The sequence below is a fragment of the Nonomuraea helvata genome (assembly GCF_039535785.1).
In the GTDB taxonomy this organism is placed as follows: domain Bacteria; phylum Actinomycetota; class Actinomycetes; order Streptosporangiales; family Streptosporangiaceae; genus Nonomuraea; species Nonomuraea helvata.
Window position 1 is genome coordinate 210,408 of the sequence record NZ_BAAAXV010000012.1, and the last position, 19,327, is coordinate 229,734.

General features: G+C 71.3%; 18 protein-coding genes. 11 read left to right on the forward strand and 7 right to left on the reverse strand.

The genetic code is table 11. The features are described 5' to 3' along the window. Window positions 1–5: 5 nt before the first annotated feature. The gene (locus ABD830_RS51095) at window positions 6–452 is read right to left on the reverse strand and encodes a MarR family winged helix-turn-helix transcriptional regulator (protein ID WP_345002875.1); all 447 of its coding nucleotides are present in this window, start codon (window positions 450–452) and stop codon (window positions 6–8) included. 105 nt (window positions 453–557) lie between these two features. Between ABD830_RS51095 and ABD830_RS51100 the strand changes: the two genes are divergently transcribed. The 4 genes from ABD830_RS51100 to ABD830_RS51115 all read left to right on the forward strand — a co-directional run bounded on the left by ABD830_RS51100 (window position 558) and on the right by ABD830_RS51115 (window position 7,288). Then, window positions 558–3,809 carry an efflux RND transporter permease subunit gene (locus ABD830_RS51100; RefSeq protein WP_345002876.1) on the forward strand — a complete coding sequence of 1,084 codons (3,252 nt, stop codon included), beginning with the start codon at window positions 558–560 and terminating at the stop codon, window positions 3,807–3,809. An 80-nt stretch (window positions 3,810–3,889) separates the two neighbouring features. Further along, window positions 3,890–5,329 carry an adenylosuccinate lyase gene (gene purB, locus ABD830_RS51105; RefSeq protein WP_345002877.1) on the forward strand — a complete coding sequence of 480 codons (1,440 nt, stop codon included), beginning with the start codon at window positions 3,890–3,892 and terminating at the stop codon, window positions 5,327–5,329. Then, a complete protein-coding gene (locus tag ABD830_RS51110) occupies window positions 5,329–6,060 on the forward strand; it encodes a GNAT family N-acetyltransferase (protein WP_345002878.1) in 732 nt (243 codons plus the stop codon). Before purB ends, ABD830_RS51110 begins: the two co-directional genes overlap by 1 nt. Window positions 6,061–6,274: 214 nt before the next feature. After that, window positions 6,275–7,288 (forward strand): DUF4037 domain-containing protein, encoded by a 1,014-nt coding sequence (locus ABD830_RS51115; protein WP_345002879.1) that lies wholly within the window; start codon window positions 6,275–6,277, stop codon window positions 7,286–7,288. A gap of 60 nt (window positions 7,289–7,348) precedes the next feature. On the opposite strand, the gene ABD830_RS51120 is transcribed toward ABD830_RS51115, so the two are convergent. From ABD830_RS51120 to ABD830_RS51130, 3 genes are read right to left on the reverse strand one after another with little or no spacing between them, the layout of a single operon-like run. Continuing rightward, window positions 7,349–8,146: an SRPBCC domain-containing protein gene (locus ABD830_RS51120; protein WP_345002880.1), complete on the reverse strand. Its 798-nt coding sequence runs from the start codon at window positions 8,144–8,146 to the stop codon at window positions 7,349–7,351. Beyond that, window positions 8,143–8,451: an ArsR/SmtB family transcription factor gene (locus tag ABD830_RS51125; protein ID WP_345002881.1), complete on the reverse strand. Its 309-nt coding sequence runs from the start codon at window positions 8,449–8,451 to the stop codon at window positions 8,143–8,145. The genes ABD830_RS51120 and ABD830_RS51125 overlap by 4 nt, the downstream gene beginning before the upstream one ends. A 46-nt stretch (window positions 8,452–8,497) precedes the next feature. Continuing rightward, entirely contained in the window at window positions 8,498–9,256 is a 759-nt protein-coding gene (locus ABD830_RS51130) for a MerR family transcriptional regulator (RefSeq protein WP_345002883.1), read from the reverse strand. Between the two features lie 173 nt (window positions 9,257–9,429). Between ABD830_RS51130 and ABD830_RS51135 the strand changes: the two genes are divergently transcribed. The 3 genes from ABD830_RS51135 to ABD830_RS51145 all read left to right on the forward strand — a co-directional run bounded on the left by ABD830_RS51135 (window position 9,430) and on the right by ABD830_RS51145 (window position 12,637). Next, window positions 9,430–9,618 carry a DUF5999 family protein gene (locus tag ABD830_RS51135; RefSeq protein ID WP_345002884.1) on the forward strand — a complete coding sequence of 63 codons (189 nt, stop codon included), beginning with the start codon at window positions 9,430–9,432 and terminating at the stop codon, window positions 9,616–9,618. Next, entirely contained in the window at window positions 9,615–10,013 is a 399-nt protein-coding gene (locus tag ABD830_RS51140; RefSeq protein WP_345002885.1) for an ATP-binding protein, read from the forward strand. The genes ABD830_RS51135 and ABD830_RS51140 overlap by 4 nt, the downstream gene beginning before the upstream one ends. Before the next feature lie 284 nt (window positions 10,014–10,297). Continuing rightward, entirely contained in the window at window positions 10,298–12,637 is a 2,340-nt protein-coding gene (locus tag ABD830_RS51145) for an ATP-binding protein (protein ID WP_345002886.1), read from the forward strand. Window positions 12,638–12,820: 183 nt separating this feature from the next. Here ABD830_RS51145 and ABD830_RS51150 read toward each other — a convergent pair whose 3' ends face one another. Then, window positions 12,821–13,315 carry an ATP-binding protein gene (locus ABD830_RS51150; protein WP_345002887.1) on the reverse strand — a complete coding sequence of 165 codons (495 nt, stop codon included), beginning with the start codon at window positions 13,313–13,315 and terminating at the stop codon, window positions 12,821–12,823. A gap of 323 nt (window positions 13,316–13,638) precedes the next feature. Here ABD830_RS51150 and ABD830_RS51155 point away from each other — a divergent pair, with 323 nt between their 5' ends. After that, window positions 13,639–16,329 (forward strand): ATP-binding protein, encoded by a 2,691-nt coding sequence (locus ABD830_RS51155; RefSeq protein ID WP_345002888.1) that lies wholly within the window; start codon window positions 13,639–13,641, stop codon window positions 16,327–16,329. 32 nt (window positions 16,330–16,361) lie between these two features. On the opposite strand, the gene ABD830_RS51160 is transcribed toward ABD830_RS51155, so the two are convergent. Both ABD830_RS51160 and ABD830_RS51165 read right to left on the reverse strand, forming a co-directional pair. Next, a complete protein-coding gene (locus tag ABD830_RS51160; protein WP_345002889.1) occupies window positions 16,362–16,763 on the reverse strand; it encodes a VOC family protein in 402 nt (133 codons plus the stop codon). Window positions 16,764–16,781: 18 nt separating this feature from the next. Then, complete coding sequence (locus ABD830_RS51165; RefSeq protein ID WP_345002890.1) at window positions 16,782–17,294, reverse strand: aromatic-ring hydroxylase C-terminal domain-containing protein; 513 nt, start codon at window positions 17,292–17,294, stop codon at window positions 16,782–16,784. Here ABD830_RS51165 and ABD830_RS51170 point away from each other — a divergent pair. The 3 genes from ABD830_RS51170 to ABD830_RS51180 all read left to right on the forward strand — a co-directional run bounded on the left by ABD830_RS51170 (window position 17,278) and on the right by ABD830_RS51180 (window position 19,211). Continuing rightward, window positions 17,278–17,682 carry a LysR substrate-binding domain-containing protein gene (locus ABD830_RS51170; RefSeq protein ID WP_345002891.1) on the forward strand — a complete coding sequence of 135 codons (405 nt, stop codon included), beginning with the start codon at window positions 17,278–17,280 and terminating at the stop codon, window positions 17,680–17,682. The genes ABD830_RS51165 and ABD830_RS51170 overlap by 17 nt on opposite strands. Window positions 17,683–18,207: 525 nt before the next feature. Next, window positions 18,208–18,732 (forward strand): RNA polymerase sigma factor, encoded by a 525-nt coding sequence (locus ABD830_RS51175; protein WP_345002892.1) that lies wholly within the window; start codon window positions 18,208–18,210, stop codon window positions 18,730–18,732. Beyond that, window positions 18,729–19,211, forward strand: a complete 483-nt coding sequence (locus tag ABD830_RS51180) for a hypothetical protein (protein ID WP_345002893.1) — start codon at window positions 18,729–18,731, stop codon at window positions 19,209–19,211. The genes ABD830_RS51175 and ABD830_RS51180 overlap by 4 nt, the downstream gene beginning before the upstream one ends. Window positions 19,212–19,327: the final 116 nt, after the last annotated feature.

The following is a 19,327-nucleotide window of genomic DNA, read 5'->3' on the forward strand; positions in this document are numbered from 1 at the left end:
GGGTGTCAGGTGTTGTAGAGCTTGTCGGCCACCGCGCGGATGGTCCGGGTGACCTGCTCCAGGGAGCGGAGGGTGTCGGTGTCGAGGTGGTCGAGGATGCGGCGGTAGTGCTCGAAGCCGGCGTTGTTGATCTCCTCGATCAGGGCGGTGCCCGCGGGGGAGAGTTCGACGCGGCGGACGCGGCGGTCCTGGGGGTCCTCGTGCCGGGTGGCGAGGCCCTGGGCGACGAGGCGGTCGACGATGCCGGTGACGGTGCCGAGGCTGACGCCGAGGTGGTGGGCGAGGTCCTGTCCTGAGGCGGAGCCGTTGAGGGACAGGAGCATGACGACGTGGAGCTGCCGGATGGTGAGGTTGGAGGAGAACAAGGGGGATTGGTGCTGGGCGAACAGTCGCCCCATGCCACGCTGTGTTTCGGTGATCCTGCGGATCAAGTCTTCGCGTTCGTCGCTCACGCTCACCTCTCGCTTCCTGAGAAGGTTATCAGGAAAGCTCAATCTGTCTAAATATTCGTTCAAGGCGAAGTGTTAGTCTGGGGCGTACTCTTGGAGGGGACGCCTATGACCGCATTCGCCCGGTTGAGTCTGCTCAACCGCAGCCTTGTGATTTTGGTCGCGGTCGTGATCAGCGCGTTCGGCGCGTTCACGATCCCGCAGTTGAAACAGCAGTTGCTGCCGTCTTTGAGCTTTCCCGGCGCGTTCGTGGTCGCGCCGTTCCCCGGCGCCTCGCCGGAGATCGTCGAGGATCAGGTCACCAAGCCGATCGAGGAGTCCTTCCAGGGCCTGGCCGGCATGGAGCAGATGACCTCGACGTCGAAGGAGGGCCTGGCGCAGATCCAGGTGGCCTTCGAGTACGGCACCGACGTCGAGTCGTCGCTGAACAAGATGCAGCAGGCCATCAGCAGGGTCACCCTCCCGGACGGAGTGGACCCGCAGGTGGTCGCGGGCAACACCGACGACATCCCGGTGGTGGTGCTGGCGGTGGGCGACGGCGGCGACGAGCGGGCGATGGCCGACAAGCTGCGCCGGATCGTGGTGCCGGAGCTGCAGGGCGTGGAGGGCGTACGGGAGGCCCAGGTCACCGGCACCCGCGACGAGGTGGTGACGATCGAGCCGGACGCCAAGAAGATGGCGGCGGCGGGCGTGTCGGCCGCGCAGATCCCCGATGTGCTGAAGGCGAACGGCACGCCGATCCCGGCGGGCACGCTGACCTCTGACGGCAAGTCGCTGACGGTGCAGGTGGGCGCGCGGGTCGACTCGGTGGCCAAGCTGAAGGACCTGTATCTGACCCCGGCCCAGCCGGCGGCCGTCCCCCAGCAGCAGGGTCAGCAGCAGGGCCAGTCCCAGACGCGGCCCCCGACGGGGCAGACGGCGCGGCCGGGTCAGGGGCAGCCGAGCCAGTCGGCCTTCCCGCAGCAGCAGGCCAAGCCGAAGCCGCTCAAGCCGGTGAAGCTGGGCGACGTCGCGGAGATCAAGCAGGGGCTGGCGGACGCGACGACGATCACCCGTACGGACGGCACGTCGAGCCTGGGTGTGTCGGTGACGATGACGCCCGACGGCAACGCGGTGTCGATCTCGCACGACATCCGCGCCAAGCTGCCGGACCTGACCAAGGCGCTGGGCGACGGCTCGGACACGGCGGTGTCGGTGGTGTTCGACCAGGCGCCGTACGTGGAGGAGTCGATCCGGAGCCTGACGACCGAGGGCCTGCTGGGGCTGGCGTTCGCGGTGCTGGTCATCTTGGTGTTCCTGTTGTCGGTGCGTTCGACGCTGGTGACGGCGGTGTCGATCCCGCTGTCGGTGGTGATCGCGCTGATCGTGCTGTGGGCGGGCGACTACTCGCTGAACATGCTGACGCTGGGCGCGCTGACGATCGCGGTGGGCCGGGTGGTGGACGACTCGATCGTGGTGCTGGAGAACATCAAGCGGCATCTCGCCTACGGCGAGGCCAGGCTGCAGGCGATCCTGGCGGCGGTGCGCGAGGTGTCGGGGGCGGTGACGGCCTCGACGCTGACGACGGTGGCGGTGTTCGCGCCGATCGCGATCGTGGGCGGCATGGTGGGCGAGCTGTTCGGCCCGTTCTCGGTGACGGTGGCGGTGGCGCTGCTGGCCTCGCTGGTGGTGTCGCTGACGGTGGTGCCGGTGCTGGCGTACTGGTTCCTCAAGACGCCGGAGCTGACGCCGGAGCAGGCGCGCAAGCAGCGTGAGGAGGCCGAGGCCAAGGAGCTGCGCTCGCCGTTGCAGCGGGCCTACCTGCCGGTGCTGCGGTTCGCGACCCGGTTCAAGCTGACGACGGTGCTGATCGGGGTGGCGGTGTTCGTCGCCACGATGGGCCTGGCGGGCGGGTTGCAGACGAACTTCCTGGACTCCTCGGGCCAGAACACGATCTCCCTGTCGCAGAAGATGCCGGTCGGTACGGATCTGGCGACCACCGACAAGGCCGCCCAGAAGGTGGAGGGCGTGCTGAAGGACCTGGACGGCGTGGAGACGTACCAGGTGAACGTGGGTGGCGGTAACGCCATGCAGGGTGGCGCGGTCGGCGGCGGCGCGGACCGGGCGTCGTACTCTGTGACGATCAAGGAGGGGTCCGACGCGGACAAGGTGCAGCAGGTGCTGCGCGACCGCATCAAGGAGCTGTCCGGCGTCGGCGAGGTCAAGGTGGGCGGTGCCGGCGGGGGCGGGTTCTCCTCCGACTCGATCGACGTGATCGTGCAGGCGCCCGACGCCGAGACGCTGCGCACGGCGGCCGACACGGTCAAGACCGCGATGGGCGAGGTGTCGGGGCTGCGTGACGTGTCGTCCAACCTGGAGGCCAGCGCGCCGCGGGTCGAGGTCGCGGTGGACCGGGAGAAGGCGGCCGAGCGCGGGCTGAGCGAGGCGCAGGTCGGGCAGTCGGTGGCGCAGGCGTTCCGCGGGGCGCCGCTGGGTCAGATCACCTTGGACGGCCGCGCGAGCGACCTGGTGCTGCGTGGCGCGGACGCGCCGGACGACATCAAGGCGATCAAGGATCTGAAGCTGGCGACCGCGTCCGGGATGGTGAAGCTGTCGTCGGTGGCGGATGTGCGGCAGGTGGCCGGGCCGACTCAGGTGACGCGGATCGACGGTGAGCGTTCGGCGACGGTGTCGGGCAAGGTGGCCGACGCGGGGAACCTGGGCAGCGTGACGCAGGCGCTGACGGCGAAGCTGAACGGGCTGGCGCTGACCGCGGGCGCCACCTACGAGATCGGCGGCGCGTCGGCGCAGCAGGCGGACGCGTTCTCCGATCTGGGGCTGGCGATGCTGGCGGCGATCGCGATCGTCTTCCTGATCATGGTGGCGACGTTCCGCAGCTTCGTGCAGCCGCTGATCCTGCTGGTGTCGATCCCGTTCGCGGCCACGGGCGCGGTCGGGCTGCTGGTGGCGACCGACACGGCGCTGGGCGTGCCGGCGCTGATCGGCATGCTGATGCTGATCGGCATCGTGGTGACGAACGCGATCGTGCTGATCGACCTGATCAACCAGTACCGCGAGCAGGGCATGGGCGTGGTGGAGGCGGTCATCGAGGGCGGCCGGCGCAGGTTGCGGCCGATCCTGATGACGGCGGTGGCCACGATCTGCGCGCTGACGCCGATGGCGCTGGGGGTGACGGGGTCGGGCGGGTTCATCTCGCAGCCGCTGGCCATCGTGGTGATCGGCGGTCTGATCAGCTCGACGCTGCTCACCTTGGTCCTCGTTCCGACGCTCTACACGATGGTGGAGCGGGCCAAGGAGCGGATGCGGCGCAAGCCGGCCGAGCCCAAGCCGGAGGAGAAGGTCCTCACCCCGGCCTCCTGACCGCCCCCTGTCGGGGCAGCCGAAGCGCCCGTACGGCCCGGTGCCGTGCGGGCGCCGGCGTGTCAATAGACTTGTCCGACGTGACCGCCAAGCCGCGTACACCGCGTATCCCGAATGTCCTGGCCTCCCGTTATGCCTCGCCGGAGCTGGCCCGTCTGTGGTCTCCCGACTACAAGATCGTCGCTGAGCGGCGGTTGTGGCTGGCGGTGCTGCGGGCGCAGGCCGAGCTGGGGGTGGCGGTTCCCGAGGGCGCGATCGACGACTACGAGAAGGTGGTCGAGCAGGTCGATCTCGACTCGATCGCGGCCCGTGAGCGGGTGACGCGCCACGACGTGAAGGCGCGCATCGAGGAGTTCAACGCGCTGGCCGGGCACGAGCAGGTGCACAAGGGCATGACCTCGCGCGACCTGACGGAGAACGTCGAGCAGCTGCAGGTGCGCGACAGCCTGCTGCTGGTGCGTGACCGGGTGGTGGCGCTGCTGGCGCGCCTGGCCGGCCTGGCCGTGGAGCACGAGGCGACGGTGATCGCCGGCCGTTCCCACAATGTGGCGGCGCAGGCCACGACGCTGGGCAAGCGGTTCGCCACGGCGGCCGACGAGCTGCTGGTGGCCTACCGGCGGCTGGAGGAGCTGATCGGCCGCTACCCGCTGCGCGGTATCAAGGGCCCGGTCGGCACCGCTCAGGACATGCTCGACCTGCTGGGCGGCGACCGCGGCAAGCTGGCCGAGCTGGAGGGGCGGGTGGCCGCCCATCTGGGGTTCTCCGAGCGGTTCACGAGCGTGGGGCAGGTCTACCCGCGGTCGCTGGACTTCGAGGCGGTCAGCGCGCTGGTGCAGCTGGCGGCGGCGCCGTCGTCGCTGGCCAAGACGATCCGGCTGATGGCCGGGCACGAGCTGGTCACCGAGGGGTTCAAGGAGGGGCAGGTCGGCTCGTCGGCGATGCCGCACAAGATGAACACCCGCTCCTGCGAGCGGGTCAACGGCCTGGCCGTGGTGCTGCGTGGTTACGCCTCGATGGCGGGCGAGCTGGCGGGCGATCAGTGGAACGAGGGCGACGTGTCGTGCTCGGTGGTGCGGCGGGTGGCGCTGCCGGACGCGTTCTTCGCCTTCGACGGGCTGGTGGAGACGATGCTGACGGTGCTGGACGAGTTCGGTGCCTTCCCGGCGGTCATCTCCGCGGAGCTGGACCGCTATCTGCCGTTCCTGGCGACGACGAAGATGCTGATGGCGGCGGTGCGGGCCGGGGTGGGCCGGGAGACGGCGCACGAGCTGATCAAGGAGCACGCGGTGGCGGCGGCGCTGGCGATGCGCTCGCGCGGCGCGGCCAACGAGCTGCTGGAGCGGCTGGCCGGCGACGCCCGTTTCCCGCTGGAGCGCGACCAGTTGGAGGGGCTGCTGGCCGATCGGGTGTCGTTCACCGGCGCGGCGGCCGAGCAGGTGCGGGAGGTCGCGCAGCGGGTGGGCGAGGTCGTGGCGGCGCACCCGCAGGCGGCCGCGTACCGGCCCGGCGCGATCTTGTAATGCTGCGTGAGCTGACCGATACCGGGCAGGTGCGCCAGGCGTGCGGTGACGACGACCTGCTGATGTGGGCGGCGCAGGGCCTGCGCGGGGGAGCGCGGGCGTGGGCGTTTGGCGACGCGGTCGTGGCCGCCGCGCCGGGCGCGTCGCGGCGCGACCGGCTGGCCGTGTGGGGCGGCGTCTCGTGCGCGGTGGAGCTGGTGGGCCACGCGCTCGCCGAGCTGGGGCCCTCCTACCGGCCGTTCGGGGAGCGGGAGCTGGTGGGCGAGGTCACGGCGAAGCTGGACGGTCTGGAGCCGGCCGGGACGTTCTCCTGGATGAGCCTGTCCGCCCTGCAGCGGCCCGCTCCTGATGGGGTGGGGTGGCTGGAGCCGGCCGCCGACGCGGAGGTCGCGGCGCTGCTGGCGGCCGATGCGCCCGACTCGTACGCGGTGCCCGGCTGGGCCGGGGTGAGCCGGTGGGCGGGCGTGCGCGTGGAGGGTGAGCTGGCGGCGGTGGCGGCGGACGCGTGGTCGGCGCCCACCGTGGGCCTGCTGGCCGGGGTCGCCACCCGGGCGCGTTTTCGCGGCCGGGGGCTGGCCGAACGGGTGTGCCGGTGGGTGTCGCGCGAGCTGCTGACCGGCTACGGGCGGGCGGCGCTGATGGTGGACGACGACAACGCGGCGGCCATCACCGTCTATGAGCGGATCGGCTACCGGCGCCGGCGCGTGCTGGCCTCCCGTGTGACTCCCTGAACGGAAACGCCGAGTGCCGTCCTGGTCGGGCCGGCTGGGACGCCGACGGCTGCGAACGCTGGCTCATCGCCACCCTCACCCACCTGCTCACCGTCGGAACGCCCCGGGCGCACCTGGATGACGCCTGCGCAGGCCTCCGGAAAATCGGGTGAGGTTCGGACGGCGCTGCGGCACAGTTGACGGCGTGATGTCCGATTTTGTGCCAGGTATTGAGTTGTCGCGCGCCTTTTACGGCGAGGTGGTGGCGCCCTTGGTGCCCGGGGTGGCGCACAGTGCGGCGTTGATCGGGCCGGGGTCGGAGGTGCTGGAGTTCGACACCGCCCGCTCGGCCGACCATGACTGGGGGCCGCGGGTGCTGGTGTTCGTGGCCGCGGAGTCGGTGGCCGAGGTGCGGGCGAAGGTGGCGGCGGGCCTGCCGGAGCGTTTCCGCGGCTTTCCGACCGTGTTCGGCTACCACGGCAGCGTGCAGCCCGGGGTGACGGTGACGGAGCTGGGGGCGTGGCTGGCGGAGCGGCTGGGCTTCGACCCGCGGGGCGGGGTGTCGCTGCTGGACTGGCTGTCGGTGCCGTGGCAGAGCCTGGCCGAGGTGACGCGGGGCGAGGTGTTCCACGACGGGCTGGAGGGCGGCGCCTTGGAGGCGGCCAGGGCGGCACTGCGCTGGTATCCGCCGGATGTGTGGCGGTATGTGCTGGCGTGTCAGTGGCGGCGGATCGCGCAGGAGGAGCCGTTCCCCGGCCGGTGCGGCGAGGTGGGCGACGAGCTGGGCTCGGCGGTGGTGGGGGCGCGGCTGGCGCGTGAGGTGATGCGGCTGGCGCTGCTGCTGCGGCGGCGCTACCCGCCGTACGCGAAATGGCTGGGCAGCGCGCTGGCGCGGCTGCCGGGCTCGGCGGAGCTGGGGGAGTGCCTGGGGGCGGCGGTGGCGGCCCGCTCCTGGCGGGAGCGGCAGGAGGGGCTGTCGGGCGCGTACGCGCGGGTGGCGGCGCTGCAGAACCGGGTGGCGCTGGCCGAGCCGCTGGATGGGCGGGTACGGGGCTTCTTCGACCGGCCGTTCGAGGTGATCGGGGGTGACCGGTTCGCCGAGGCGTTGATGGCGGCGGTGTCGGATCCGGTGATCCGGGACCTGCCGGTGGTGGGGTGTGTGGACCAGCTGTCGGATTCGACGGATCTGCTGGTGCAGCCTGGGCGGGCGCGGCGGGTGACGGCGGCGGCGTTGGGCCTCGAAATCTAGTGATCTACATTGTAAAGGGCGCGGGTTGGTGCAGTTTCCATATCCCTTTCTTCAAAATCCTCAGCTGACGAGCGAGGAGGCCAGTTCCTCGACGCGGATGCGCCAGGCGTCGAGGGTCGTGGTGTCGCCGGTGTGGGTGACGATGAGGCGTGCGCCCTGGCCGGTGCCTTGGGTGAGCTCCCAGCGGACGGGGCCGGTCGGCGTGTCGTACTCCAGGAGTTTGGCGGTCTCGGTCCGGGTGACCGCTCCGGTCTGGAGGCCGGGTGTGGTGAAGGGCTCGGGTGGCGGGGCGCCGATGGTGGCGTCGTGGCCGTTGAGCAGGTGCCAGATGTCGTCGGCGGGCCGGGTGAGCTGGCGTTCGACGTGTGCGTCGCCGTGGTGGGCGGTGGCGGGGTCGAGGCCGAGGATGGCGATGTAGTCCTCGTGGAGGCGGGCGAAGTCGGCGGGTTGTTTGTCGGCGGTGTGCGGGGTGGGGCGGTCGTCGAGGGTGGCGCGCAGGGCGCGGATGCAGGTGTGCCAGCCGGTGGCGAAGCTGGCGGCGCCGTGGTGGTCGGTAAAGGTGTGGGTGAGGGTGAGGATGCTGGCGGTGGCGCCGTCGGGGTGGATCTCCCAGCGGAGTTCGTCGTCGCCCCAGGTGTGGGCGAAGACGTGGGGTGGGTTGTTCTCGGTGATGTGTCCGTCGGGGCCGAAGGCGTAGGTGATGTGGTCGCCGTCGATGGTGACGGTGGCGGGGAACCAGTGGGCGAGGTGTTGGGGGTCGGTGATGGCGCGCCAGACTTTTTCGGGTGGGTGGGGGAGGTGGCGTTGCATGTGGAGGGTGGTGCGGCCGTTGGGGTGGATGGTGAGGTTTTCGTTCATTGGTCGTCTTCCATGGTGTCGAGGTGTTGTTCGAGTCGGTCGAGGGTGTGGTTCCAGAGTTTGCGGTAGGGGGTGAGCCAGGCGTCGATTTCGGCGAGGGGGGTGGGGCGGAGTTCGTACCAGCGGCGTTGGGCGTCTTTGCGGACGGTGACGAGTCCGGCTTCGCGGAGGATGCGCAGGTGTTTGCTGGTGGCGGGTTGGGTGAGGCCGAGGTGGTGGGTGATGTCGCCGACGCTGCGGGGGTGTTGGAGGAGGAGGTCGAGGATGTGGCGGCGGTTGGGGTCGGCGAGCACGTCGAAGCGCATGGCCGTTAATATACCTTCCCGGTTATATGCCTGCAAGGGCATGTAGCTAGGTGGTGCGTCGGGCGTTGGCGTGGATGGCGTGGCGGAGGTAGGCGGCCAGGCCGGGGGTGTGGGTGTCGTAGCGGGCGGTGAAGCGGGGGTCGTCGACGTAGAGGTCGCCGAGGCGGCGGTGGAGGTCGGGGGTGCAGGTGTAGAACCAGCGGGTGATGTGGCCGCGGTGGCGTTCGGCGAGGTCCATGGCGTGGGGGCCGTCGGCGGGCCGGCCGGTCCGGAGGGCGGCGGCCAGGTCGGCGGTGATGGCGTCGGCTTCGGCTCTGATCTGGAGCCAGTCGTGGGTGGTGTAGGTGGCGACGCGGTGGCGGCTTTCGGCGTACTGGGGGGTGTTGCCCCAGCGGCGCTGGACTTCGGGGTCGTGGTCTTCGGGGCGGAAGTCGCCGAAGGCCTGCAGGCGTTCGGCGGGGGTGAGGGGGATGCCGGTGGCGCCGGCTTGCATGGCGCGTTCGACGGCGGCGATGAGCTGGTTGAGGTGTTCGGCTTTGCGGGTGAGCAGGTCGTGCTGGCGGCGTAGGTGGGTGAGGTCGTCGGTGGCGTCCTGGTCGAGGATGGCGGCGATCTCGTCGAGGGGGAAGCCGAGTTCGCGGTAGAGGAGGATCTGCTGCAGGCGGGCCAGGTCGGCGTCGGTGTAGCGGCGGTAGCCGGCGGGGGTGCGTTCGCCGGGGGTGAGCAGGCCGATCTCGTCGTAGTGGTGCAGGGTGCGGATGGTGATGCCGGCGAGTTTGGCGACCTGCCCTACGGCGAAGCTCATGGGTTCCAGCTTGCCGCATGGGCGTGTTCGTCTTCACGGGGGCGTGGGGACACTACGTAGGTACTCGAAATAGGTACCTAAGTGGGGATTTCTCACCTCTTTCTTGGCGGATACGTGAGGCAGTCTGGAACGTGAAGGAATCGGCTGGATGTGAGGAACGGGGGAATCGCACCATGTGTACGCACCAGCCTCCCTGTCCTCCCGCGGACGCCATCGACCATCATGCCGCGCGCCTGGTGGCGTACCACCCGGAGCAGGGATGGGGACTTCTGTGCAACGGCGTCGTCTTCTTCGACGACACGGGCGAGCTGCTGCCCGACGGCCGCAGCGTCGTCCCGGCGCTGAGTGGCAAGGCCGCATGAACGCAGCGCCGGCGTCGTGGACGTTCGCATCCCGGGCCTGCTCGGTCTTCAAGGCCCGGCAGGCGGCACGCGCCCAGCTCGTGGAGTGGGGGCTGCATCAGGCGTGCGAGTTCGCCGAGCTGCTGGTCAGCGAGCTGGTCACCAACGCGGTGCGGCACGCGCGCGGGATCGTGCGCCTGAACCTGTCGGCCGCCGACGGGCTGCTGCGCTGCGAGGTCGAGGACTCCAGCCCCCTGCCGCCCCGCCCGCGCGCGGCCGCCCCTGATGACGAGGGATCGCGCGGGCTGCTGCTGGTGGAGGTGTTCTCGTCGGGCTGGGGCAGCGCCCCGACGGGCTGGGGCAAGGTCGTCTGGTTCGAGCTGCCCGTGCCCGTACCGGCCGCGCTGAACGCCTGAACCGCGGCGGAGCGTGGGGCGGCGCGTATGGACCCACCACGCCGCCTCACGCTCCGCCGTCCCCCGCTCACCGAATCCACCAGTCCTGGCGGAGTGAGGCCGCGCCCGCCGACAGGGTGCGGGACCGGCCGCCGTCAAGGCCGGGACGCCGTAACACCATGCGATGGCCAAAACTTGTTGTGGGTTCTTGACCGTGCTCGTCTGGGATAACGGCCGCGACATAACCTGGACCACGTGGGATGCGGCCCGATGCAGACCCGCCGGCCGCATCACGGAAGGCGCCAATGACAATGGTGACGACCGGCACCTACCGGGGACAGCCCGACGGCGGGCTGCCTGCCGAGGTGACGAGTTTCGTGGGGCGTCGGCACGAGGTGGCCGAGGTCAAACAGCTGCTGTTCTCTTCCAGGGCCGTGACGCTCACCGGCTTCGGCGGGGTCGGCAAGACGCGCCTGGCTCTGCGTGTCGGCCAGGAGGTACGACGCGCCTTCCCCGACGGCGTGTGGCTGGTCGAACTGGCCGAGCTGGACTGCCCCGGCATGCTCGCCCAGGCTGTCGCCGAGGCTCTGGAGATCCGCGACCACACCGGTGACCCGCCCATGCGGGTCCTGACCCGCTACCTGCGCGACAAGCAGGCGCTGCTGATCCTCGACAACTGCGAGCACATGGTCGGCGAATGCGCCGAACTCACCGAGACGCTCCTGCGCGCATCACCCGACCTGCGTGTGCTGGCCACCAGCCGGCAGCCGCTCGGCATCGGCGGTGAGCAGGTCGTGCCCGTGGCGCCGCTGCCGCTGCCCTCGTGCGAGCGGCCGGCGCCGCCGCTGGAGACGCTGGTGAAGCAGGACGCCGTACGGCTGTTCGCCGAACGCGCCCGTTCGGTGCTGCCGACGTTCACCGTCGATGAGAACAACCGCGACGCTGTCACCCGCATCGTGCACCTGCTCGACGGACTGCCGCTCGGCATCGAACTGGCCGCCGTCCGGCTGCGCGCCCTGTCGGCCCAGCAACTGCTCGACCGGCTCGATGACCGCTTCCGCCTGCTGACCTCCGGGTCACGGGCGGTGCTGCCCCGGCACCAGACGCTGCGGGCACTGATCGATTGGAGTTACACGCTATGCCTGGAAGAAGAGCGCCTGCTGTGGCAGCGGGTCTCGGTCTTCGCCGGGGGGTTGGACCTGGAGGCGGCCGAGACGGTCTGCAGCGGGGACGGAATCGCCCGCCAGGACGTGATCGACCTGGTGATCGGCCTGGTCGACAAGTCCGTGCTGATGCGAGAAGACCACCCGGGCGGCGTACGCTACCGGATGCTGGAAACGCTGCGCCAGTACGGACGCCAGCGCCTGAGCGGCTCCGGCGGCGAGGCCGGCCTGCTGGCGCGGCACCGTGGTTATTACCGCGACCTCGCCGCGCAGGCGCGGGCGGAGCTGTTCGGCCCCCAGCAGGTCGCCTGGTTCGGCCGGCTTCAGAAGGAGCACGCCAACCTGCGGGCCGCCCTCGACAGCTGGCTGAGCTCGCCGCGCGAGGACCACGCGGCGTTGAGCATGGCCGGCGATCTGCTGTACCACTGGATCACCAGTTATTACCTGGGTGAGGGACGCGACTGGCTGAAACGGGCGCTGGCCGCCGACACCGAACCCAGTGCGGAGCGTGCCCGCGCGTTGTGGGCCGCCAGTTGGCTGGCGGTCATCCAGGCCGACCGTCCCGCCGCCACTGCGATGCTGGATGAAAGCCGCCGGATCGGGGAGCGGCTGCATGACGAGCCGGTCCTGGCCTACGTGGCGCTGTTCTCCGGGATGGTGGCCATGTGCGAGGGGCGAACGGAGGCCGCGATCGAGCTATACAGGGACGCCCTGGCCCGCCACCGCCGAAACGGCGACCCGGTGGGGATCGCGCTGTCGCTCATCCGGCTGACGCTCGCCCACTCGTTCCTGGGTGACTCCTCGCGCGCCATCGCGGCGGGCGAGGAGTGCCTGTCGGTGTGCGACGCTCACGGGGAGGGCTGGCACAAGGCGTACACGATGATGGCGCTCGGCGTGGAGGTATGGCGGCAGGGCGATCTTGTCCGGGCCGCCGAACTGGAGAAACAGAGCCTGACGTTCAACCGTTCGCTCGGTGACCGGCTCGGCGCCGGCCTCAACATCGAGGTGCTGGCCTGGATCGCCGCCAGCCAGGGCCATCACCAGCGGGCGGCGCGCCTGCTCGGCATCCTGGAGACGATGTGGCGCCCGATCGGGGTGCCGCTGTCAGGGTATGGGCATCTGGCCCGCTATCACGATGAGTGCCAGGCTGCGATGCGTCAGGAGTTGGGGGATGCGGCGTTCGAGGTGGCTGTGCGGCGCGGCGCGGGCATGCCTGTCGACGAGGCGCTGGCGTACGCGCTGCAGGAGGACAGGCCCGAGCGGGCGGCCAAGGGGGAGACGCCGCCGTTGACGCGCCGCGAGACGGAGATCGCCGAACTGGTCGCGCAAGGGTTGACGAACAGGGAGATCGCGGCGTCCTTGGTGATCGCTCAGCGGACCGCCGAAGGTCACATCGAGCACATCTTGACCAAGCTGGGGTTCAATTCACGGGCGCAGATCGCGGTGTGGGTGGGGGAGCGCGCCCGGGCCGACGGTCAGTGAGGTGCCCGTCAGGAAGGCGGAACCGGTCTCGCCGGTTCCGCCGGTCGTTTTTCGTAGGTGTCAGAACGGCAGTGGCCGACCTGACGGGGTCCGCAGATCCATCGTGCTCTGAGCGGGCCGGCGTGGCCGCTTGGACGTGCGGATCCTTGTCTGGCGCACGATGCGTCATTCCTTCCGGTCGGTTCAGTCCGGGTGGGCGTGCGGGCAGTCCCGCTCAGATGTGACGAGCTCGAACCACACGACCTTGCCGGCGATCCCCCAGCAGCACACCAGGTGCCCCAGCAGCGTGACGTGCCGTGGCTTGGCGGCTGTGGCCGCGGCCTGGGTGCTGACGTCCTCAACCTCACCCCGCAACAGGCCCTCCTCCACCCAGAGTGAGAGCCTGATCTTGTCGGTGGCGTGCCGCAAGGCGTCGGTGACGAGCTCGCTGACCAGCCGGTCGACGTCCTCGGCTTGCTCTTGCAACCCCCACGCGGCCAGCCGGACGGCGGTCATTCGCCGCGCGCTGGGCACCGCCGAAGGCCGTGCCGACAGCAGCCACGAGGCGGCGCGGTCTTGCCTCGTCCACCCGGCGCGGACGGCCAGGCCGTCTGCCATGGCCAAGAGGCCGTTCCACGACACCATCCGTAGCGCGGGTTGGTCCGGGACGACGCTCTGCTCGACTTGCGGCTGCAACATGGCTGGCACTTATCTCCCCTCCCCGTTCGGCGCCTGTGTACAGGGCACGCGTCCAGCTTGCTGCACCACGCCAAACACCGAGACGGGATAAATCCCCATATGGGTACCTATTCGACTACGGGTCCGTGTAGGTACCCCCTACGTAGGTAACCCATCGGCCCCACACCGCCCGATCCCCCGGCGGAGACGGCCAACGGCGATCCGCCCGCGCCCGAAGACCACACCCGCGCCCGGCACGCGGCCGTACGTACGGAGCCCGAACACCGCCCACCCCGCGAAAGAGATCCCTTACCAGCCGCCCGGTCGTGGCGGATACTACGGGGATGCGCTTGCTGGAGCGGGAGTCGTCGTTGGCGTCGCTGGCCGGGTACGCGGCCGAGGCCGGGCGCGGGGAGGGACGGCTGGTCCTGGTCGCGGGCGAGGCAGGGGTCGGCAAGTCGGCGCTGGTCGAGCGCTTCCAGCAGGACATGCCGGCGGCGCGATGGTCATGGGGAGCCTGTGACGGCCTGTTCACCCCGCGCCCGCTGGGGCCGCTGTTCGACCTGGCCGAGCAGCTCGGCGGCCCGCTGCTGGAGCTGTGCCGCGCCGGCGCCGGACGCGAGGAGCTGTTCCGGGGGCTGCTGCGCGAGGTAGGCGACCCGGCGAGGCTGGACGTGGTCGTGGTGGAGGACGTCCACTGGGCCGACGAGGCCACCCTCGACCTGCTGCGCTTCCTCGGCCGGCGGCTGCGCGGCAGCGCGCTGCTGCTGCTGGCCACCTACCGCGACGACGGCCTTTCGGCCGCCGATCCGCTGCGCGTCACCCTGGGCGACCTGGCCTCGCAGCGCTCGACCAGGCGCATCGACCTGGCACCCCTGTCCACACGGGCGGTACGCGAGCTGGCCGGCGGCAGCGACGCCGACGCCGGCGCGCTGCACCGGCTGACCGGCGGCAACCCGTTCTACGTGACCGAGGTCGTCCAGGCCGGCATGCACGAGGTTCCGGGCTCGGCCCGGGACGCGGTGCTGGCGCGCGCGGCACGCCTGAGCGGCGCGGCCCGCCAGGTGCTCGACGTCGCGGCGCTGATGGGCACCCGGGTGGAGTGGAGGCTGCTGGAGGCGGTGACCCCGTGCCCGGCCCCGGCCGTGGACGAGCTGCTGGCGTGCGGGCTCCTCACCGGCGACGGCGAATGGCTGCGTTTCCGCCACGAGATCGCCCGGCTGGCGGTGGAGGGAGCGCTGCCCGCCCGCCGCGGCCGCGTCACCCACGGCCTGGTCTTGGCGGCTCTTGCCGCGCTGGGCTGTGACGACGACGCCCGGATGGCCTTCCACGCCGAGGCGGCGGGGGAGGCCGCCGCGGTCCTGCGCCACGCGCCCGCCGCCGCCCGCCGCGCGGCCTGGCTGGCCTCCCACCGCGAGGCGGCGGCGCAGTACCGGCGCGCTCTGCGCTTCGCCGCCGAGGCCGACGCCGCGACCGTGGCCCAGCTGTGCGAAGAGCTCGCCGACGAGGCGGCCCTGCTCGACCAGTGGCAGGACGCGGCCGAGGCGTGCGAACGCGCGCTGACGCAGTGGCGCCAGGTCGGCGAGCGGCTGCGGGAGGGCAGCGCGCTGCGCCGGCTGTCGCGCATCAAGTGGAACCTGTGCCACGGCGAGGTCGCCGACGCCGAGGCCGCCGTGGCGGTCCTGGAGCCGCTCGGCCCCGGCATCGAGCTGGCCTGGGCGTACGCCACGCTGGCCAACCACCGGATGCTGCGCTACGAGCACGACCTGGCCGAGCCGTCGGCGCTGCGCGCGCAGGAGCTGGCCGAGCCGCTCGGCGCCACCGACGTGCTCAGCGACGCCCTCAACACCCGGGCAGCGTGCGCCTGGATACGCGGCGCCGCCTGGGAGGAGCAGATGCGGCGCGCGCTCAAGGTCGCCCTGGCCGGGCGGCACCAGGACCAGGCGGGCCGGGCGTACACGAACCTGGTCGCCATGCACAGCGGCCGGCGCCGCTTCGCCGAGGCGGAACGGTGCGCGGCCGAGGGCATCGCCTACTGCGACGAGCACGACCTGCCCACGTACGGCACCTGCGTGCGCGGCGAGCTGGCCACCATCATGGAACGCACCGGACGCTGGGAGGAGTCGCTGGCCATCAGCTCCGCCATCCTGGCCACGGTGGGCCGCTCCCCGTCCAACCGCATGTGCACGGTGCGCAGGATCGGCTCGGTCCTGGCCCGCCGCGGCGAAGGCGGCCTCTGGCCGCACCTCGACGAGGCGGCCGAGCTGGCCGACCGCACCGGCGAGCCGCAGCAGATCGTCCCGGTACGGCTGACCCGCGCCGAGGCGTACTGGCTGGAGGGCAGGACGAGCCAGGCGCGGCACGAGGCGGAGCTGGCCCACGACGTGGCCGCCACCTCCGACGCCTGGGACCGCGGCGCGGTCGCGGTCTGGCTGCTGCGCACCGGCTCCCCGCGCACCCCGCACGGGGTGCTTCCCGAGCCGTACCGGCTGGAACTCGACGGCGACCCGGCCGGGGCGGCGCAGGCCTGGAGCGAGCTGGGCTGCCACTACGACGCCGCGCTGGCCCTGTCCGGCACGAACGGCGAGCCGGAGCTGCGCGAAGCCCTGCGCATCCTCACCGACCTCGGCGCCCTGCCCGCGGCGCGCATCGTCAGGCGGCGCCTGCGCGGGCTCGGCGTCCGCTCGCTGCCGGCCGGGCCGCGCGCGGCCACGCGGGAGCACCCCTCCGGGCTGACCCGGCGTGAGCGGGAGGTGCTCGCGCTGCTCTGCGCGCAGCACACCAACGCCGAGATCGCCGCCAAGCTCTTCATCTCCGTCAAGACGGCCGGCCACCACGTCTCGGCGATCCTCGCCAAGCTGGGCGCGCCCAGCCGCGCCGCCGCCGCCGACCAGGCCGTCCAACTCGGCCTGACCGAGGCGGACGCCGCCGACGCGATCGAGCTGACCGTCGAGCAGCCGGCGAAGCTCGGCAGCCTCCCCCCGGCCGCCGGCGCGGACCACAACGAGCAGAAGAGGCAGATGATCGAACGCTGACACTCCCCGCTATCCACCGTCGCGGCGGGACGCTAACCGTGGCGCGTCACCGCCAGGGTGCGCAGGACGCAGAACTCGTTGCCCTCGGGGTCGGCCATGACCATCCAGGTTCGGTCTGGGCCTTGGCCCACGTCTCTCTTGGTGGCGCCGAGGCCCAGCAGTCTGGTCACCTCGTCGTCGGTGCTGCCGTCAATGGGGCTGATGTCGAGGTGGAGCCGGTTCTTCACGGTCTTGCCCTCGGGCACCTGAATGAACAGCAGGGTGGGCGGCATCTGGCGGGCCCGGACTTCCTCGATGGTCGGCTCCCAGGAGCCTATCTCGACCTTGCCCGAGTTCCGGTCGATCACCTTGAAGTCCAGGACCGCGCACCAGAAGGCCGCGAGTCTCTCCGGATCGTGGCAGTCGACGGCCAACTCGGTGAATCTACTGGTCATGTCTCTCTTCCCGCTGTTTCAAGGCGTTCCGAACCATGCGGAGAGTGCCTCGCGCAGCGGGGGCATGGCGCTGTCCGTGGATTCGTCGAGGCCGGCGGCCCAGGCGACGTGGCCGTCCGGGCGGATCAGCAGCGCGTCAGCCGGCCGATCGTCGGTCTTGGCGGTGTGGACGTCGAGGAGATGCCGCCAGTCCCGGGCGATCTGGCGGAGCTCTGGGCGGTCGGCCAGGTCGAGGAGGACGGGCCGGGCGGTGTGTAGGAGGTCGGCGACGCTGGTGACGCCGTGGTCGGTGTGCAGGGCGAGGTCGGGGGCGAAGGTGCCGGTCAGCGGGTGGTGGTGGGAGCCGGGCATCGGGAAGCGGATGTCGGTTCCGGCGACGAGGGCTCCCATCCGGCGTAGCGACTGCTCGTCGGTGAGCAGTTCGGCGAAGACGTCGCGGAGTGCTTCGGCGGCCGCGTCGTGCCCGCGCCGCAGGGCTACCTGCGCTCGGGTATGCGTGTTCGCCGAGCAGCGCGTGCTGGCCGTCGCCACCGACCACCAGCTCGCCCCGCGCGCGTCGGTCTCGCTGGAGATGGTCTCCGACTTCCAGCACCCGCACGCCGACACCGGGCCCGGCTACTGGTACGACGCCTACGCCCCGCGCCTTACCCGGCGGGGCCGTCAGATCGAGCGCGGTCCCGTGGTGCGGGACGCGGAAGAGGCCATGACCCTCGCCAGCATGGACGGGCTTGTCGTGCTCTTCCCCGCCCACGTCACCCGCTACTGGGTGCGGCCGGACATCGCCTACCTGCCGGTCACCGATATGGAGCCGCTGTCGTACGCGCTGGTGTGGCGGAGCGAGGCTGAGAGCGAGCCCATCCGGGCCCTGGCTGGGGTCATCCGCGATCTGGGCCCTCTTCCGCCGGCCCCTGCCCCTTGAGGTGGCCTCGGCGCCACAGCGACCGCGATCGCCGTCGCCATCGGGATAATCACGGCAGCGGAATAACACCAACGCAAGTCCGAGCACAGCGAGGCACACCTGAACTGGGCCGCCGTGACCATGATGACCAGACGGCTGACCAGGAAAAACACGCGACGGTGGGACAGCCGCCCGAAGCCGCACCGCCTCCGCCGCATGAACCCTGGACCAGGCGTACGTCGTCAGGGCCTGCCGGCGGCGGCATGACCCGGCAGCCCGGTTCTGGTCGAACGTGATGCGTTTGCGGGTACGCCATCCGGAGGCGATCTGCCGGTCGGTGCTCGCTTCCAGCCGGTCCAGCGCCGCCGGGCTCCGGTCCCGGCCGCTGGCCAGCCGATCGCCGGCGGCGGCGGTCCGGTCCGCAGCGCCGGCCTGCCGGTCCCCGGCGGCGTCGTCCTGCTCCTGGACCATGCTCCATAGGTGATTCCGGGAACCGTGAACCTTCTTGGCTTCTCGCCCGACTGTGCAAGATGACGGGAGGACGAGATGACCGATGAGTTGCTGGTGGTGCGCGCTCAGCTGGGAGAGCGCGCGGCGCTGGCCGAACTGCTGGCTCGGTGGCGAATACCGGTGTGGATCTATGTGTGCCGCATGCTGGATGCTGACCGGGCCGACGACGTGACGCAGGAGGTCTGGCTGGCCGTCGTCCGCGGCCTGCCCCGGCTCAGGGAACCCGGCCGGTTCGCGCCGTGGCTGTTCACGATCGCCCGGCGGTCGGTCACCGACCGGCTGCGCGGCGAGTACGCCAAGGCGGAGAAAACGTCCGGATTCGGCGACATGGTCGTCGAAGACCCGGCTGAGGCCATGGTGGATCGCGCCGCGCTCGTGAGCGTGCTGTCAGCTCTGCCGGTGCTGGAGCGGGAGATCCTCGTCCTGTTCTACCTGGAGGACCTGCCGGTGGAGGAGTGCGCCGACATCTGCCAGATCCCGGCCGGAACGGTCAAGTCCCGGCTCAACCGCGCCCGTCGTCTGCTGCGTGAACACCTGGAGGAGAAGGGATACCGGCCATGACAGACGAACCGCGCCTGTCGGCGCAGGACATGATCGAGCACCTGGCTCCGGTGCTGTCGCTGAGAGTCCGGATCCGGGCGGTGGCGGCACTGCTGTCCGGCGTCGGCGGCGCGGTGTTCGTGGGCACGTTGTGGTGGTCGGAGCCAGGGCCGCTGCCCGGGCGCACGCATGTGGCGTTCGCGTTGTTCACCGTGTTCTGCCTGGCCTGGGCAGCCTACGGTGGGTGGCTGCTGACGCGCCGGGTTCCGCTGTTCGCCGCCGATCGGGTGATCGCCGCCTGGATCGGCCTGGCCGCCTCGCTGGCCACCACGGCACTCGTGACCGTCGTAGCCGTGCAGCGTGGCACCGGGGCGGGGCCCGCCCTGGCGGTCGGGGGCCTGTTCGTCGCGGTGGCCCTGGCACTGGCGCTGCGCGCCCATGCCCGGCGCGCAGCGCTGCTGCGCCGCATGCACGAGCTGACCGGCCGGGAAGAGCGGTGAACGCGCTGCAGACCAGCGGCCTGGGCAAGCGTTACCGGCAGCGGTGGGCGCTGCGCGAGGCCACCATCGCGGTGCCCGCCGGGGCCAGGGCCGCGTTGGTCGGGCCGAACGGGGCA